Annotated in this window: 14 protein-coding genes; 4 read left to right on the top strand and 10 right to left on the bottom strand. The window is 41.0% G+C overall.

Features of this window, described 5'->3' with window-relative positions; genetic code table 11:
- Positions 1–7 precede the first annotated feature (7 nt).
- Positions 8–1,873 (top strand): heavy metal translocating P-type ATPase, encoded by a 1,866-nt coding sequence (locus tag DMN77_RS00825; RefSeq protein WP_179013100.1) that lies wholly within the window; start codon positions 8–10, stop codon positions 1,871–1,873.
- Between the two features lie 23 nt (positions 1,874–1,896).
- Complete coding sequence (locus DMN77_RS00820; RefSeq protein WP_179013098.1) at positions 1,897–2,604, top strand: Crp/Fnr family transcriptional regulator; 708 nt, start codon at positions 1,897–1,899, stop codon at positions 2,602–2,604.
- A gap of 54 nt (positions 2,605–2,658) precedes the next feature.
- On the opposite strand, the gene DMN77_RS00815 is transcribed toward DMN77_RS00820, so the two are convergent.
- From DMN77_RS00815 to DMN77_RS00780, 8 genes are all read right to left on the bottom strand, one after another.
- Positions 2,659–3,858, bottom strand: coding sequence for an ABC transporter permease (locus tag DMN77_RS00815; protein ID WP_179013097.1), 1,200 nt, complete (start codon positions 3,856–3,858; stop codon positions 2,659–2,661).
- Positions 3,855–4,544: an ABC transporter ATP-binding protein gene (locus DMN77_RS00810; protein WP_068779290.1), complete on the bottom strand. Its 690-nt coding sequence runs from the start codon at positions 4,542–4,544 to the stop codon at positions 3,855–3,857. The genes DMN77_RS00815 and DMN77_RS00810 overlap by 4 nt, the downstream gene beginning before the upstream one ends.
- Positions 4,541–5,602, bottom strand: coding sequence for an efflux RND transporter periplasmic adaptor subunit (locus tag DMN77_RS00805; RefSeq protein WP_179013095.1), 1,062 nt, complete (start codon positions 5,600–5,602; stop codon positions 4,541–4,543). The genes DMN77_RS00810 and DMN77_RS00805 overlap by 4 nt, the downstream gene beginning before the upstream one ends.
- A gap of 29 nt (positions 5,603–5,631) precedes the next feature.
- Positions 5,632–6,270, bottom strand: a complete 639-nt coding sequence (locus tag DMN77_RS00800) for a YIP1 family protein (RefSeq protein ID WP_068779288.1) — start codon at positions 6,268–6,270, stop codon at positions 5,632–5,634.
- 249 nt (positions 6,271–6,519) lie between these two features.
- Positions 6,520–7,239, bottom strand: coding sequence for a 3-ketoacyl-ACP reductase (locus DMN77_RS00795; RefSeq protein ID WP_068779287.1), 720 nt, complete (start codon positions 7,237–7,239; stop codon positions 6,520–6,522).
- A 150-nt stretch (positions 7,240–7,389) separates the two neighbouring features.
- Positions 7,390–10,404 carry an NACHT domain-containing protein gene (locus tag DMN77_RS00790; protein ID WP_179013093.1) on the bottom strand — a complete coding sequence of 1,005 codons (3,015 nt, stop codon included), beginning with the start codon at positions 10,402–10,404 and terminating at the stop codon, positions 7,390–7,392.
- Positions 10,405–11,270: 866 nt separating this feature from the next.
- Entirely contained in the window at positions 11,271–12,011 is a 741-nt protein-coding gene (locus tag DMN77_RS00785; RefSeq protein ID WP_179013092.1) for a hypothetical protein, read from the bottom strand.
- A 53-nt stretch (positions 12,012–12,064) separates the two neighbouring features.
- Entirely contained in the window at positions 12,065–13,426 is a 1,362-nt protein-coding gene (locus DMN77_RS00780) for a hypothetical protein (RefSeq protein ID WP_179013090.1), read from the bottom strand.
- A 258-nt stretch (positions 13,427–13,684) separates the two neighbouring features.
- On the opposite strand from DMN77_RS00780, the gene DMN77_RS00775 reads away from it, so the two are divergent.
- A complete protein-coding gene (locus DMN77_RS00775; protein WP_179013089.1) occupies positions 13,685–13,972 on the top strand; it encodes a hypothetical protein in 288 nt (95 codons plus the stop codon).
- 534 nt (positions 13,973–14,506) lie between these two features.
- Here DMN77_RS00775 and DMN77_RS00770 read toward each other — a convergent pair.
- Positions 14,507–15,079 carry a hypothetical protein gene (locus tag DMN77_RS00770; protein WP_179013087.1) on the bottom strand — a complete coding sequence of 191 codons (573 nt, stop codon included), beginning with the start codon at positions 15,077–15,079 and terminating at the stop codon, positions 14,507–14,509.
- Between the two features lie 568 nt (positions 15,080–15,647).
- Positions 15,648–15,860, bottom strand: coding sequence for a hypothetical protein (locus DMN77_RS00765; RefSeq protein WP_179013086.1), 213 nt, complete (start codon positions 15,858–15,860; stop codon positions 15,648–15,650).
- 150 nt (positions 15,861–16,010) lie between these two features.
- Between DMN77_RS00765 and DMN77_RS23610 the strand changes: the two genes are divergently transcribed.
- On the top strand, positions 16,011–16,703 hold the full coding sequence (locus DMN77_RS23610; protein ID WP_218652810.1) for an N-6 DNA methylase: 693 nt from the start codon (positions 16,011–16,013) through the stop codon (positions 16,701–16,703).
- The last annotated feature ends 6 nt before the right edge of the window (positions 16,704–16,709 follow it).

Genomic DNA, 16,709 nt, shown 5'->3' with positions numbered 1-16,709 from the left:
TCTTGTTATGAAAATCACTAAAGGTCAGACGGCATTGCTCTCGGGTTCACTGGCGACTGCGTCGTTACTGCTAAAAGAACTGCTGGGATATCAAGCAATTACAGTTATTCTTATGTTAGCGACTACCGTAGTAGCGGGGGCTCCTATTATTAAAAGGGCTGTCGGAGCCTTAAGATACAAGATAGTAGGGATTGATACGCTTGTAACCATAGCAGTCATCGGGGCCATCTTGATCGGGGAATACTGGGAGGCTGCAGCAGTCACCTTCTTATTTATGCTGGGAGACTATTTGGAATCAAGAACCATCGACAAGACTCGCTCCTCGATCAAATCGCTCCTTGATCTGGCACCGGATAGAACCAGAGTGATCAGAAACGGCATGGAAGTGGAACTTCCGCCTGAGGAAGTCGCCCCGGGCGAGATCGTCCTGGTGAAGCCGGGCGAGAAAATATCGATCGACGGTACGATTATCGAGGGTTCAGCTTATATCAATCAGGCCGCGATTACCGGCGAATCGATCCCGGTTAACCGCAGTGTGGAAGAGAATGTCTTTTCAGGAACTGTTATTGAAGCGGGCTATTTAATGATCAGAGCGGAAAAAGTCGGGGATGATACGACCTTCGCCAGAATTTTGCAAATGGTTGAGGAAGCCCAGGATAAAAAAGCGAACACGCAGAAATTTCTGGAGAAGTTCTCTCGATACTATACACCGTCCATTATTTTGTTAACTATAATTACGTTTCTCATTACAAGGGATATCCATCTGTCCCTGACCTTGTTAGTCATCGCGTGCCCCGGCGCGCTTGTGATCTCGACCCCGGTCTCCATAGTCGCAGGAATCGGGAATGGCGCCAAGCATGGGGTATTAGTCAAGGGCGGGGAAATCATGGAGAAGCTGGGTACCGTTAAGGCCGTAGCCTTCGATAAAACCGGAACCTTAACCGTTGGCAAACCAAGTGTCACCCGGATGAAAGCCTATGGAACCAGTGAAGATGAGCTATTGCGAATAGCCGCAGTGGGTGAAGCTTATTCAGAGCACCCGCTAGCAAGGGCCATCCTCTCCAAAGCCGCTGACAAGCTCGGCCCCGTTACGGAAATATCGGAGAATGCGGAAATGCTTACAGGGCGAGGCATTAAATTTACACTTAATAATGAAGAGTACTATATAGGCAACAGAAGGTTGTTTGAGGACCACGGCATAAGCCTGGCTATGCAGGAGGATGATTTTGTAGCCGAGGAGACCAAGGGGCAAACCGTAGTTATCGTAGGTTGCATTAAAAGAGTTATTGGTATAATAGCCATAGCAGATACAGTTCGTGAGGAAGCGAGAAGCTTAGTATCCAACCTTAAAGCCTTAGGCGTCAGAAAGGTAATTATGCTGACGGGTGATAATCAGAATGCTGCTAAGGCTATCGCTGCAGAGGTTGGACTGGATGAATATTATAGTGAGCTTCTTCCTGAAGACAAGGTTGCTGTTCTGAATCAGCTTCAAGAGAAATATGGAAAGGTCGCCATGATTGGCGACGGGGTCAATGACGCGCCTGCGCTGGCTAAAGCGGACCTGGGCATTGCGATTGGCGGCGCCGGTGCAGATGTGGCCATGGAGACGGCTGATGTCGTGCTCATGTCCCAGGAGATCAAGAGGCTCTCTTATGCGATGGGATTAAGTCGCGCGACTGTGCGCAATATGAAACAGAATATTGCTTTTGCGATTGGGGTAGCAGGCTTGTTACTGGCAGGCATATTCATCAAGACCGTGAACCTTTCCTTCGGTATGCTTGTACATGAGGCGTCGGTATTGTTAGTTATTATCAATGCTACTCGACTATTGCGATTCGGAAAATCAAAAACCAAGACCAATATAGCGATATAACGATGTTACTGGAGGATTCTTATATGGATAACTGCTCCCACACGCAGAACCACGCAAATTGTATTGAAAATGTACCGATATTTAGCGGCTTGAATGACAAGGAGATGCTGGAAATTGCCCATATCACCACCGCGCAAACCTTTAAAAAAGGGGAAATGCTGTATTTAGCCGGAGATATGAGCGGAAAGCTATATGTTTTGCATACCGGCAAGGTAAAGGTAGCCCGCTTTAATCCAAATGGCAAGGAACAGGTGATTCGCCTGATCGGCCCGGGAGAATTTATGGGTGAGCTCTCTTTGTTCAGCTCTGTTCCGTTAACAGACAATGCGGAGGCATTAGAAACCTCGACCCTGTGCATTATTGAAGGCTCCAAATTAATGGAGCGGATGGGGAAATATCCTACCATCGCTTTTAAAGTCATGGATGTGCTGAGCAAACGTCTGGAAAAGGCAGAGAACCTGATCGAGGAGATCAGTCTTACTTCCGTAGAACAACGTATAGCCGGAGCTTTATTAAGCTCAGCCGATGCGTCGGGGAATATTGTTCTGGGCATGAAAAAAGGGGACTTTGCTTCACAGCTAGGTATGAGCCAGGAGACACTAAGCAGAAAATTGGCTGCCTTTCAAGAGGAAGGGCTGATTGAACTAAGTGGCCCCAGGAAAATGAAAATTGTCGATATCGCCGAGTTATCCAGCAAAAGAGACACCGCGATGAACGATGTCTCTTCATAATATTTTATAGAAAATACTTGAGTGATCTGGCCTTGTTATTGATATTTGCTTACCTTATTCATACCGCAGTGATTCAATCGGGTGCAGCTTGGAGGCTTTATTGGCCGGGTATAGACCAAAGAAGATTCCTACTGCAGCGGAGAAGCCAAAGGCTAATGCCATTGCCCAAATGCTCACCACAAATGGCCAGCCGGTGACCATAGCAAATAGGAAAGCAATAAACAGCCCTAACAATGCCCCAAGCGCCCCGCCGATAAAGGACAAAATGATCGCCTCGATCATAAATTGCACCATAATGGTGCCCGGCGTAGCGCCGATCGCTTTGCGAATCCCGATTTCCCTTGTGCGTTCAGTTACCGAGACCAGCATAATGTTCATGACCCCGATACCGCCAACCAGCAGAGAAATGCCGGCAATGGAGCCAATGATCGTCTGCAAAATGCTAAAGGTGCTGGACACCATCTGCTCCGCTTCTTTCCCGGTCTGAGAGAGATACTGTCCGACATCCGCATTGTTCTTCTTGGCGAACCACTCCTTCACGTCCTTCACCGTCTGGTCCATATTTTCGGGTGATGAGGCGAGAACCTCAATCACACCCAGACGTATATTATCCCCATCCTCGCCCCTTGGCATCGTGGTAATGGGAGCATAACCCGTATAATGCTCCCCCTCCATTCCGCTCAGAATGCTCTCCTGCGGCTTGTATACGCCGATAATACGATAGGTTCCCGTCGAGGTGACCAGCTTTCTCCCCACCGCACCTGCTTCAGAGCCAAACGCCTTGATTGCGTATTTGCTATCCACAATGATTACCTTCTGACGCCCTCTCTCTTCCTGCGCGCTGAAGAATCGGCCAGCCACCATATCGAGATTCATCATCTTCGTCATGTCCGACTTCGTTGCAGTGATGGAGAATCTAAGCTCCTCATTCTTCAGCTTCGTTGCCAGTGAATATGTAATCGAAGAAGAGACATATCTGACCCCTGGCAGCTTGGCAACCTCATTTAAATCCCTAAGACGAATCTCCGCATCCGCCCCGGATGGTGCGCTGGAGTAATTGTTATAGACGACAAAATATCCATCTTTATAGCTCGAAACGGTAGAAATAATCGATTTCTGACCCGCCTGTCCGATCGATACGACAGTAACGACCGCGGCGACGCCAAATACGATCCCGATCATGGTCAGAAAAGAACGCAGCTTATTAATGCGAAGATTGTCCAGTGCAACAAGAATACTCTCCCAAATACTCATGGACTCACACTTCCTTTGCGCGTATCCTTGAGCAGCTTGCCATCGCCGAAGAGAAGCACACGGTCAGCATGTTCCGCAATATCAGGCTCATGGGTGACAAGTACAATCGTCGTCCCATCCGCATGGATTTGCTTAAACAATTCCATAATCTCATAGGATGATTTCGTATCCAGATTACCGGTCGGTTCGTCGGCTAATAGAATCGGCGCCTTCATCGTTAACGCGCGGGCAATAGCGACGCGCTGCTTCTGGCCGCCGGAGAGCTCTGTCGGACGATGCTTTACGCGATCGGCGAGACCCACCTTAGCCAGCAGCTCCAGCGCTCTCTCATGCCTTGTCTCTCTGGGAATACCGGCATACATCATCGGGAGCATCACATTTTGCAATACCGTCTGACGTCCAAGCAGATTAAAGCTTTGAAATACAAAGCCGATCTTCTGGTTCCGCACTCTGGACAACTGATCTTCATTTAATGTATGGACTTCCTGCCCATCAAGCGCGTAGCTGCCCGACGTCGGGACATCCAGGCAACCGATAATGTTCATCAGCGTAGACTTGCCCGAGCCCGAAGAGCCCATAATCGCTATGAATTCTCCACGCTCCACCTGTAAAGTAACCGGGCTGAGCGCCTGAACCTCGAGCAAGCCATTTTTATATACCTTGGTGATGTCCGTCAAAGTAATCATTCGACCTTCACCTTGTCGCCATCGTGAAGTTGATCTGCGCCCCCTACGACAACTCGGTCACCCTTGGAGACTCCTGTCACGATCTCGACCTGACCGTCTCCCTCTTTGCCGATTTTTATCACTGATTTGACAGCTCTGTCTTCTTCAATTTTAAAAACATAGGCTTCCTCGCCCTCATACTTTACAGCTTCGATCGGGACGAGAAGTCGGGGCTTGTCCGGTATTTCCATCTCAAGGGCCACATTATATCCGGGACGCAGCTCCGCGGCTTGATCCTGGAGCGTGACCTCCATTTCAACAGAGGCATCCTTCGAAGCCGCATCGTTCAGCACAGCGGTCGGGGATAGATAAGTAACCTCTCCATGATATGTACCCGAGATCGATTCACCGGTCACTACGGCCTTCATCCCCGCAGCTACCTTGCCTGCATCCAGCTCTGTCAGATTGGCTTTAACCTTATAGGAGGACAAATCGGCCAAGGTTGCAAGCGGACTGCCTTCAGCCATAAGCTGGCCCTCTTTGACCGATAGCTGCGTTACTACCCCACCTGCCGAGGCGTATACCGTGCTGTTGTTCAACTGCTGCTCCAGGGAAGAAATCGTCAATTGACTGCTGCGAATTCTTAAATCGTAGGAGGTTAAGTCGAGCTCTTCGACCGTTTGCTCAGGGTCCTCAGCCATCTGCTGCTTGAACTTGGCAAAATGCTGCCTCTTCGCAGCAAGCCTCTCGGCTTCGGTCAACTCCAGACTGAGCTTCTCCTTCTCCAGCTGCTCCTTCACGGTGTCCATCTTAAGTGTCAGCAGCGCTTGACCTTCGGTAACCGTATCCCCTGTCTTGATATTAAGCGCTTGGACCACACCGCCCACCGGCGAGAAAATCTCAACGGACTTGACCGGTTCAAGCCGGCCATTCGTATAGACCTGCTCCAAAATCTCACCTTCCGTAGCCTCTGCTGCTCTTACACTTTCTGTACGATTTAACCCTCTCAGATTGACCAGCACAAGCACGATCAGCACCAGGCCAAATATAACACCCCATACCCACTTCTTCTTCAACAAAAGATCTCACTCCCATCCTCTATCTGTCATTAGGCCAATAGCAATGAACCGAAAGAAAGAACTAACCAGGCAAGGACAATCCATATCGCCACTTGCTTTTTAGGGCGGTTCATCATGACAGCCGCACCGATAATGTACAGGACCAAGGTCCAGATACTGAACGGGTTAATGACCGACAGAACTCTGAATAAGTCGCTGCCTTTATCCTGAACGAACGCTCCCAAGCTGATCGATATATCACTTATGGCCTGGGCATTCGTTACCTTTAGCAAGATTGCGGTTAAGACCCCGTCAATCATTCCAGGCAGGGAAGCAAACGCGGCAACCGTAACCAATTGCATATACTTCGCTTCACCGCGAACCACTAAATTCAGCAGCAAAAACAGAAGACCACTAATAAATAACGTAGCTACGGAAGTAATAACAACAACGACATAAGAAATAGTCCTGTTTCCGTCCATCACGGTATCATAACTCTCCGGTGAAATCTGCGGATTACTCTTCAGACTATCCAGCACCGTTTGTTCAATCATCGGCATTTCCACGTAAATCACAGCAAATGAAATGACCAACAGGACAATCAGGCAAATGAGCCAAGCCAGCTTGCTGCTTTTGAGTCTCTCAAAAGTCATTTCCGGAGAAGAAAAAATTGTAAAAAAATTTCCCAAATAGAACCCTCCTCAAATTTAAGGTTGCCGGTCTCTCTATGTATGTATTTGTTACATTCTTACTATATGTACGATGATACCATTCCCAGGGATTCATGTATTGGATATTTTTCTCATAGAGAAGCCTTCGGAGCTGGAGAACATGACGCTATTATCCTGCTGATAGTAAAAGCTGTCGACATTGTTGAATGCCGACAGCCTGACCCACCCAATAGAAGTGGGGATTTGATATTTAGTTATCCATGCTTCTTACTGCGGGTTAGTCGTCCAAATGCCTGCAGTTTTGATAAACACACGGGGAGGCAATTTCAAGGTAGCCAGTGCCAGCTCTGCAACATCCTCTGGTTGCATCATCCGATCTTCGTCCCCAATTTTCAATCCAGCATTAACTGCTAAATCCGTAGCAACTGTACTAGGTGTTAGTGCTACCACCCGGATGTTCGATTTGCGAACTTCCTGTAATAGAGACTCCGTTAAGCCGAGAAGGCCGAACTTAGACGCACAATAAGCGGAACCCGTGGCAAAACCACGCTCACCCGCAGTGGAAGCTACGTTGATGATATCTCCCCTATTTTGCTCCAGCATGAACGGAAGTGCAGCACGAGTTACATAGTAAGTTCCCATCAGGTTCACTTGAATAATTCGTTCCCATGTACTTGGTTCCATGTCCATCAATGTGCCAAACTGCGCGATTCCCGCATTGTTGATTAGAATATCTACCGAACCAAGCTGCTCCTGGAGTTTCAGCACGGCAGCTTCAGCTTCTTGCTGAATGGAAATATCCGCTGTTGCCATAAATACTTTTACGGAATACTCCGTCTGCAAAGAATTTTGCAATGATTCGAGATCAGTGGCTGTGCGCGCAATGAGGCCAAGGTTTACGCCTTCCTTCGCCAAAGCGATTGCGATTGACCTTCCGATCCCTTTTCCTGCTCCAGTAATAATGGCCGTTTTATTGGTAAGCTGCATCTCTAATTCCCTCCATATCTGCTTCTAATAATTAAGTTTACCTATTTATTCTATATTATATTTGGGGTAGATTGTAAGGGCAGAGGTAGTATGCAATTAGCAATTTATTGTCCTGTTTAGGTTATCCCGAATCTCATTTTTGCAAAATCCTTAATCGATCCGGAACTGTAGCCCATCAAAAATGATCATTCCAGTTACCCCGCCATTTATAACAGGCCAACCTATCACCTTGTCTGAACGTATTAGGTATCTGGTTACTTTATCCTTCCTCAATAGAAGGATGTCGTTGTAATTGCGTTCATATAACTGCAGGCTTGATAGTTCTCCATCCTCATCGACCAATTCAAAGACATGGCTGCCTATCGAAAGCTTTAATTCCGCAAGCATCAACGGGGATAAAATACTGAATTCAAAATAGTTGTTCATGGCACCATCGCTGATATCCCATAAATAAGTATCAATGATCCTCATATCATACCATTTACCGCAGTTTCTTGGATTCATTTCATTTAACAGGCTCTTATAAGCCTCTGACCAATAAATTTCTCCTACATATAGATCCTCAAACGGTTTCTGCTGCAGATTATCAGGATTTTGTATATAACGCTTAAATGATTCTATATCGCTATTATTGATCAGAAAAGGCTTTGTACTGTGAAGTTCATTATTCACCTTATACCTAATCCGATTCACGGATATCCAATCGATCTGATTTAATGATTTCTCCGCATACGAACGAAAATGACTCAATAAATCCTCACTTGTCATTGTTGTCCTTTTATACTGATAATCCCGTGTGTCAAAAGGGCTATAATAGTCGATACTTGGATCCATTTTCCTGAAAAATGTAAACTGCCAGACCCCCTCGAACTTCACCGGACAGTCTTCGGAAAATCTCTGGCAAATATATTGCTTGCTGTCCAAATAAATAGTGAGAACTTTATTTAGGGCTATCCATTCATATTTCTGTCCTAAGCTGTCCATCTGGTTATTATCAGCACTTAAGTCAAATTGTCCGAATTTAATAAAATTGTAGCCCATCTGAAAAATTTCCTTGATCACCATTCGAACGAAATTTTCCCTGCATTCTGGCAAGATCTGATCGATGATTTCTACCGTTTGAAAATGGATTCTATTCCCGTATTGAATAGGAACGTTAGTATAACAGGCTTGAAGATCATCAATGATGCTGGTCTGATATGTAAAATACATCTCTAAATCTAGAACACGGCCGCTGTAGGAATCATACGGATCCAGCCTGCTAATTTCTGCATCAGAGGGTTCTATTCTAAGATCGTCAATTACATCCTGCTTGACTTCATGGTATACATACCGGTTCTGAAACGGGGGTTTTATGTCATCGACATGAATATTTCTACAGAGCCCCTTAGACAGAGCAAACTCCAGGATCCCCGTCAAATAGTTGCGAATCATGGCATGAGGAATAACTTCTTTCCCGTCAAAAAACTCCTCATAGAGATATAAGGCCAAGCCTTCTGCTTGATCCATGTCTCGCGTATTCATCACACATCCATAGGCAGCACAAAATAGCGCTTCTAAGATATAGGCATCATTAACCCTTTCAAACTTCTTGATAATATCTGTCAAAATATCGATCCGGTTCGTAAAGAGCCTCACCATGGCTTTAATAGAAACATCTCTTACGCGATCGTATGTGCTTGCCATAAACCAGGTAATATTCATCCCTAATAACTGTACGGATTCATCATCCAGCTGAGACTGGTCCGTATGCTCTTTCCATGCCCACTTCATGATCGTCTTGAAGCTGTCATTCTGAGCAAAGCGTTTGCTGACATAAACCGTCCAGAAAGCGTTAAATTCATCAAGCTTAAGTTCAATTAATTGTCTGTACAGAAATTTCGCATTATAGTAATGATCTTTTACAATCGTATATTTTAGTACTTCATCCCAGAATTCATACATATGATATGGATCAATATAGCTCCTATATAGAGATTCATTTAATATATACGAATGCGATATTCCATTGATTCCTCCCGGTCTTCTCCAAGTAAGACTATTATAGTAGGCCGCTTTAAAGTCAATCTCCTTGTACTTCAGTATGCGTTTCGGCCAATTAAACATTTCGAACTCCTCTGTATACTCAGTGGACAACGTATCTGGTATCTGCACGGCTAGTGCTTCAAATATTCCTTGATTCGAGCGCCGATCGGAAAGCAAATGAAAATAGCGGTTTTGATCCGAGAAGAAATCTTCTAGATCCCGTGCTTTAGTATAGGTATGAACCTCATTCGCTTCTATAATCTTCTTGGCTGTGATGTACTCTTCAAATAATTCAAAAGCGATATAGACGATATTCTTTTCTTCCCCGTTTGGGGTTATGGTGTTCACTGTAATGATCTTCTCATTAATTAACTCGTCAAAGAAATGGATACCTAGTCCATGGTGCATCATAGCCTGATTTACTTCCCTGGAAGCCACTTCGTATAAAAGGTTCGATTCACTGCCCTTGTGCTTAAGCTTGGCATCGATAAAATAGTACAAAGCTTCAACGACCAAATTTCCGAACTTCGGGTAGTTCTCGATCCTTAATTTTAAGTTCTCATTGATCTTTTTGAAATAGTTATTAAAAATACCTTCAATGCTCTCCGTGCCGGATCTATTAACCTGATCGTATGCCATGCAATACATTTTCAAGAATAGAGGATTTTGGAATTCATATTTCAGATAGTCATTTAAATTTAGCGGCACTTGATAGTAATTAAAGAACTCCTGAATGGCTTGATCCAGATCATCGAACCCTTCAAATTTATATTTGTTCACGTTATTTCTTCTATAAAATCCCTCAGGTATGATCTCATCTTCATAGGTATCTCGCACACTCATCACTAAGGCCACGTTGTTAAGTTTTCTTAGCCTCTCGACGAAGCCGCCAAGCGAATTCAGCCAATAATGTTTACCTCTCCCCTCGTTAAGAGCATCGATGAAAATGACGACGCGCTCCCCCTTAGCCAACCCATAATCATTAAACACTTCAAATACAGCTTCCATCTCTTCATCACTTGCAATGACTAATTGCTTTCTAATTTGTGACAGGATGGTATCCTCTGAATGAAATAACTGACCTAACAGAAAAATGCTCATCTTATTAGCGTTTATTCTCTTCAGTACCTCATCCGCCATGTAGTGAGATTTACCAGCACCTGCCTCTCCAGATATCACTACGTAAGGATTCAACGCTATTCGAAGAAGACTGATATCATTGTCCACGTACTTGGAGTAGAAGTCGTTGACCTCGTATCTTAAGGGCCCACTCGGACCCTTATAGAACACTTATCGCGTTGCCAGTTGTATCCAAAGTACATATAATCATAATGTAAGTTATGGGCTATACACCTGCATTAAAAAAATCGTCTATGAGTAAATAAATACCATGGCCAAGCTCTTACAAGCAGCGTACTACTTCGTTCGAATTCTCCTTATCATTCTTTTTGAAATCGATAAGTAGAACTTAGCCCTTAAGGGGCAATAAACCCAAAAAAAGCAGCTCTTCCAACATAACGAACGGTACTTATGGATGTAACCGCCAAGTTTCCCATCCATAGGTAAACCTAACCCAATATAGGTCAGTGTAGCCGGAATCTGCTTTCCTTCGGGTTTATTTATTATTATTTACTATTTTTATGTAATACAAACAAAAAAGAGACCCTAACCGCCAAGTAAAGGTCTCTTTTTCAATCGTCTATGGCCGTATAAGAATAAAATTACGTAGAAGTAGTTAATTCTTTTGCTGATTACATTGTATCACGATCTTCGGAAGATAGAAAGAATTTAGAAAAAATTATATTGACAAAGCAGGTTATCCCTCCTCTGCAGGTTTGTACCTCTCAATCCTGAACCTTACCCGATCCTGGACAATGCTCCGGAAGATCCGCCTGGGAGGAATGCAGTTTGATGGTACTGAGAAACTTTGCCCCATCTACCTCAATACGGAGAGGTTATATATAAAGAAAGGAGGTTGTCCTCCTTTCTTTATTGTTCATCTGTGTTTAATTGTTAAGATAACCAATTTTGTCCGAAACTTGTGCTTTATAAACATTTTTTCCCATATAGATTTCAGTATTTGCTTGAATTGCTGTACTCGTAATTCCGATATAAGATGTGGCATGGGAAGGATCACTACTAGTAACTATTAACCAGTCACCAGACATAGGGTCAGATTTCCATGTGATTGTATTAGTACTAGGAGAAAAAGTAATACTTGGTTTATCAGAAAAAGTTACAGACGCAGAGATACCATTATACGTAGTAGAATAAGACAAATACATTTTGTCAGGATATCCTGTAGGAAGATAAAAAGCTTTTAATTCGCTTTGATTGACACCCATTTCGCTATAATTATAGCTGCCTACTGGGCCTACAGAACTATATCCACTAGCTCTCCATAGAATTTTTGCCTTATCAGGTGCAGTAAGATCATACCCTTCCAATTCTCTACTCCAATTAAATCCAACACCAAAAGGGGTAATTTCCGGCTTCTGTTCCCCTTTAATCAAATTGCCTACAAAGTCTGCTACTTCGGTTTTATTTCTTACTTCTGTTGGAACTGTATAAATTTTTGTACCATCTGAATCCTTCCAAGTCCGTACTTCAAATTGTTCTCCATTAAGTTCGTAACTTTTAGAATCTACTAAAGACAAATTTGAGCTACCATTAGCACTAGCACTACCAATTGGTAAGGATACGCACATAATGGCTATCGCACAACAAAAACTAAGCAACTTTTTCATTTAATATACTCCCCTTCACGATAGTTTTTATATCAATTTTAATTGATATCAAATTATTCAGTTAAAGAAGAAACATTAATTGCTTTAATACTTTCTAGTAGTTGGTCTTTTTTGGGTATTGTAATATTTAACTTAGTTAAAATGTCAACAGCTAGATAGGTTGATAAAGCATTATAACCATCTGTATAACCCTCCATATTAAACAAACCATTAGATTGCTGAATCTTGTTCATATAAGATGAAATTTCTTTATTATCTAATTTCAAATCAATATTCGGATAAAATTCCATTAGATCTAAAGCTGTAGAATATTTATCTATCGATGAAGGAGCTTTTTTAAACAAGTCTACTAAATCATCCAAATTAGTATGAATAGTATCTATCCTATTAGTATCTTCGCTATTGATAATATCTATGATCTCATTAATAAGAACTATGAAACCACCTTCAGAAACAAAATCTAATTCACTCTTACTTATTTCAAAATCAGTTTGTTGAAGATATTTATAAACATTCTCTTTATTAGGTATATCCATCTGTAATTCCCTAAATATTTCCATAGCCATTTTGGTATCCAGTAAGTATAAATAAGGCTTTAAACTCCCATTTTGATTTTTTTCTTTATAACTTGCATAATAATGGCCCTTGTCAGATTCTAAACCTTTTATAAAATCAACAATCTTATTTTTTTCGTTTTCATTTACTTGTACAGACATTACATACAGCCAGGTATCAAATATACTTGTTAATTGCGGTAAGTTAGAATTTGTCTTCAATTTAGAGAAATTTGTCTCTTTTTCAAGCAAATTAATTGTTTTTGCAGAATAAAGATAATCATAGTAATCATTTGATTTTAAATCTGAAGGGTAGTTAAAAATAATATTATTATCAGCATCAAAAAATTCTATTGATGTTAAATTAATACCACTTTTTTCATTAGAAGCATCAGCAAGTGGAATTATCAAGCTTACTTCATTCTCGTTTTTTCTATCAATATCTTTTTGAATATTGTTATAAAAAATTGATATCTTCTTTGATTTCAAAAGAAGGTCTTCATTATAAAATGTCAAAATTATATAACATAACCCATTATTAACGCCTAAAATTTCAACTTTTTTTTCAGTATAAACTGCCGTAGTTAAAGCCTTTTTAAAATCAAGCTTGCCATTATGATTAGTTGCTTCGATTGATCCTATTTCATTGTCTCTCCTGTATGAAATTACGGTTACCGGAATATCTTTACTAACTATAATCTCTTTATTTAGTAGAGTTATTTTTTCTTTTTCTACAATTTCTGAGATTTGCTCCTCTGAAACTTCCTTATATTCTTGTCTCAAACTAAATTTAGAAATAAAAATAATTCCAACTACCATAATTAAAATTCCAATGATTAGAAATTTTTTATTATTTTTCATAATTTACCTCTTTAGAATATTTTACAACTTCGGAATATTTTACAACATAATTATACAAAATTATACATGGTAATATTACCCAACCTTATACTCAATTTAGTTAGACTAAAGTAGTAATCCTGCCAAATTAATTTACATTAATATGAAATCGATAACAATATATCCAACATTAAATAAAATAGGTAAATTTTCTAGTCGCTTGGTCGTTGCGTGAGTGGTGTGTTGAGGGAACAAGATTCGAGGTTTAGGGGTTTAAAAATGAGACAAAAAAAGCCCGACAGCAAAGCAACTATCGGACTTTATAGAACACTTCTCACATTGCCAGTTGTATCTAAAGCACATATAATCAAAATGTACGTTATAGGCTATACCCCTGCATTAAAAATCAACTATGTTCAAAAAAACAAGAATATGAGGAGGAGGATGCGATGGATCAATTTCATTACAAAGCTGTTTCAGGCAGCTTACTTTTTTGTTCGATTTTCTCCTTATCCCTCTATTGGAAGAGCTGCTTTTATTTCGGGTTTATTTACCCCCAAGGGCTAGATTCTACATAGTGTATTTTATATCGTTTTTCTTGCAATTGTATAGCTTTCGCCTATAGATAAAGACTGAATTGTTTTTTTCTGAACTTGACTAAGCAACATAAAAAACTCTCACCCTATTTCTTAAGCTTGGATGTTTTTATCTGTTCTAGTTGCTTTCTTTCCAGGGCTGCATACCTTCCTTCAAGTTCCTTGATTTCCTTTGGATCTCCATTTCAATTCATACGTAATTATCCTAGTTGTTTTGAAATTATGTTGCTTTTCATATGTAATTGGGTTTTCGTCTTTCTACATCGGTAGTTTTTTGAAAGTCATAAATATTTCTCCTTACTATACGATTCATCAAAGGAATATGAGCCTTCATCTTTTTAGAGGATAAATTTCTTTGGGATACAACTTATCTTTCGTTCTATAAACTAATCTGCCCGTTAGCTGAATAAAGGCAGCCGATTGTTTTCTGGTCGGCTGCCTTCTTGTCTCTGTTGAGCTAACATACCCGTTAACGATCTATTGAGTAAGTTTACTTATGATAAGATTACTCCTTTACTGAATACCATCTCAAATCCTCTTGCCGTATATAGTGAGTATTTGTTGGATAGCGATACTCATAAAGTAGTTCACCACTTTTATTAAATGCCTTTGGATACAGGAAATTCAGTTGGACTGGAATATCCCATGAGAATGTCATAGGCTTCCCTAAATCTACTTCTCTCTTCACTCGGTTACTTTCAGGTCCCACTTCTAGGTAAGAAACATCAGGATCATCGACTATAATACTGATCACTGTTGCATCTGGATTATTTAAGGTTCCACCACCGATTGTGATAATCCGGTCATCTCGGTGATCATGGTTAATTACTATTCTCGAAGACCATAAATAGCGATAAGATTTTAATGTGATTACAGTAACTGGCTTTTTTTCGGGAGAGTCAAAAATATAAAATCGTCCCCAACTATAATCGACTTCATCTATTAAAATGGAATCTTTAGATACAAATGAATTTGCCCTTGCCGCGCTTAAAGCATCAAACCTATATCCACCCATATAACCAAAACCTATTATTAGAGAAATTATTAGGACAACTAACGTTATTCTGGACTTTTTCATTTAATCACTCCAAATTGTTGAGTTCCAACTTCCTGGTACTTCCAATATCTATACGGTTAAAATTTGAATTTTATTACGCTTAACTGCCCGTTAGCTTAATGAACTAATGCGGTGAAATGTAGTTTAATTCTTATCTAATCGGCTATAGGACTATGTTCTGTCCTTTACGGCAATCGGTACAACTTGTACCGATAAACAAAAAAAACGCTAAATTTCGCCTTTAATTGGGACCATGTTCTTGCCCCTCGACAAAAATGTAAAAAACGGAACGGAAATACGACTAATTTTGTTGCAAAGTAAACACCCTCGAAATATCTGAAGGTGTTTGATTGCCTAGCCACCAATTATCAGATTTCTCCTTTTCGTTTAAAAATAAATAAGAAGTTCTTTGAACTTATCAGTGTCATATTCGTTATATCCATCTCCATTAATGACCAGATGAAAATCGTCCTCACCTGTATTAGGGTTTCTATGATTGTTGCTTGAATGATACAGGATTCTCCTTCAATAATTCTATCTACACAGAAGCTGCAATCAGTTAGTTTCTGCCTCCTAGGATGATTCTTAATTAATAGATAAAGGAGTTTTTTCTTTTCATTATCTGGAAAGCGACATCGTCTTTTGTCCATTCAGTAAAACGATTATAAATGGTTCCATAAAAATCTCCATGTTCGATCTTTACTTGTAGATCTCTTAATGCATCCGCGCAGTCATACTCTTTCGCAGACTTAAATTTTTCACTTTGTCGTTCCATTTCTTTGATAAGTAACGATACGTCCATAACGATCCCCTTTCATTTAGATACAAATTATGTTAACTGGATGATTTACTTTCATTCTAACATTAATTTATCGGCTCAAGTGATCATTTTTCACCAGAATTAGCTGGGATCATAAAAGTCTCAAGGTACTGATCGGACCAGATCAGAAAAATGCGCCGTAAAGTTCATTTTGTAATAAAGCCACACTACCTCTGGAGTAATATATATGAATTAGCTCGCATCCAGAGTAAGCATTTATTGAAAACCCTGCAAGCAGGTTTTAAGTTTATAGAAAATGAATCCTTCGATAGCACATTTCGGGGATTGTTTTCGGAGGTTAACCTTGACTCTGATAAACTCGGAAAGAATTATGAATCGCGTAATACAATGTTATGTTCAATTATAACTGAAATAGCAAAAGGTTTAACGGGATTCCCTAACGAAAGTGACATATTGGGTGATGCCTATGAATATTTAATAAGTCAATTTGCAGCGGGTTCAGGCAAAAAGGCTGGGGAGTTTTATACGCCTCAGCAAATTTCAACCACCCTTTCTCGCATAGTTACTCTTGACAGCCAAGACCCGAGCACATGTAAAAAGAAGCAACTCAAAAACGTGCTTGACTTTGCATGTGGCTCCGGCTCGCTTCTGATTAATGTTAGAAAGCAGCTTGGTGCTAATTGTATCGGTCAGATATATGGACAGGAAAAGAATATAACAACTTACAACCTTGCTCGGATGAATATGCCTCTGCATGGGCTTAAAGATTCTGAGTTTAAAATCTTCCATGGTGATTCACTACTTAATGATTGGGACATTCTCAATGAAATGAACCAGCAAAAAAGTTGGAATGTGATGCAGTAGTGCCAA

It is taken from the genome of Paenibacillus sp. 79R4, assembly GCF_013393165.1.
In the GTDB taxonomy this organism is placed as follows: Bacteria; Bacillota; Bacilli; order Paenibacillales; family Paenibacillaceae; genus Fontibacillus.
Note: the sequence above shows the minus strand (reverse complement) of the source record. Positions and strands in the feature narration are given on the sequence as shown.

What these genes read in the sequence shown, in the direction of transcription:
- DMN77_RS00770 (WP_179013087.1), bottom strand. Translation starts at nt 15,079, where the DNA reads ATGAAAAAGTCCAGAATAACGTTAGTTGTCCTAATAATTTCTCTAATA.
- DMN77_RS00820 (WP_179013098.1), top strand. Translation starts at nt 1,897, where the DNA reads ATGGATAACTGCTCCCACACGCAGAACCACGCAAATTGTATTGAAAAT.
- DMN77_RS00785 (WP_179013092.1), bottom strand. Translation starts at nt 12,011, where the DNA reads ATGAAAAAGTTGCTTAGTTTTTGTTGTGCGATAGCCATTATGTGCGTA.
- DMN77_RS00765 (WP_179013086.1), bottom strand. Translation starts at nt 15,860, where the DNA reads ATGGACGTATCGTTACTTATCAAAGAAATGGAACGACAAAGTGAAAAA.
- DMN77_RS00790 (WP_179013093.1), bottom strand. Translation starts at nt 10,404, where the DNA reads ATGGCGGATGAGGTACTGAAGAGAATAAACGCTAATAAGATGAGCATT.
- DMN77_RS00775 (WP_179013089.1), top strand. Translation starts at nt 13,685, where the DNA reads ATGAGACAAAAAAAGCCCGACAGCAAAGCAACTATCGGACTTTATAGA.
- DMN77_RS23610 (WP_218652810.1), top strand. Translation starts at nt 16,011, where the DNA reads ATGCGCCGTAAAGTTCATTTTGTAATAAAGCCACACTACCTCTGGAGT.
- DMN77_RS00815 (WP_179013097.1), bottom strand. Translation starts at nt 3,858, where the DNA reads ATGAGTATTTGGGAGAGTATTCTTGTTGCACTGGACAATCTTCGCATT.
- DMN77_RS00780 (WP_179013090.1), bottom strand. Translation starts at nt 13,426, where the DNA reads ATGAAAAATAATAAAAAATTTCTAATCATTGGAATTTTAATTATGGTA.
- DMN77_RS00810 (WP_068779290.1), bottom strand. Translation starts at nt 4,544, where the DNA reads ATGATTACTTTGACGGACATCACCAAGGTATATAAAAATGGCTTGCTC.
- DMN77_RS00795 (WP_068779287.1), bottom strand. Translation starts at nt 7,239, where the DNA reads ATGCAGCTTACCAATAAAACGGCCATTATTACTGGAGCAGGAAAAGGG.
- DMN77_RS00825 (WP_179013100.1), top strand. Translation starts at nt 8, where the DNA reads ATGAAAATCACTAAAGGTCAGACGGCATTGCTCTCGGGTTCACTGGCG.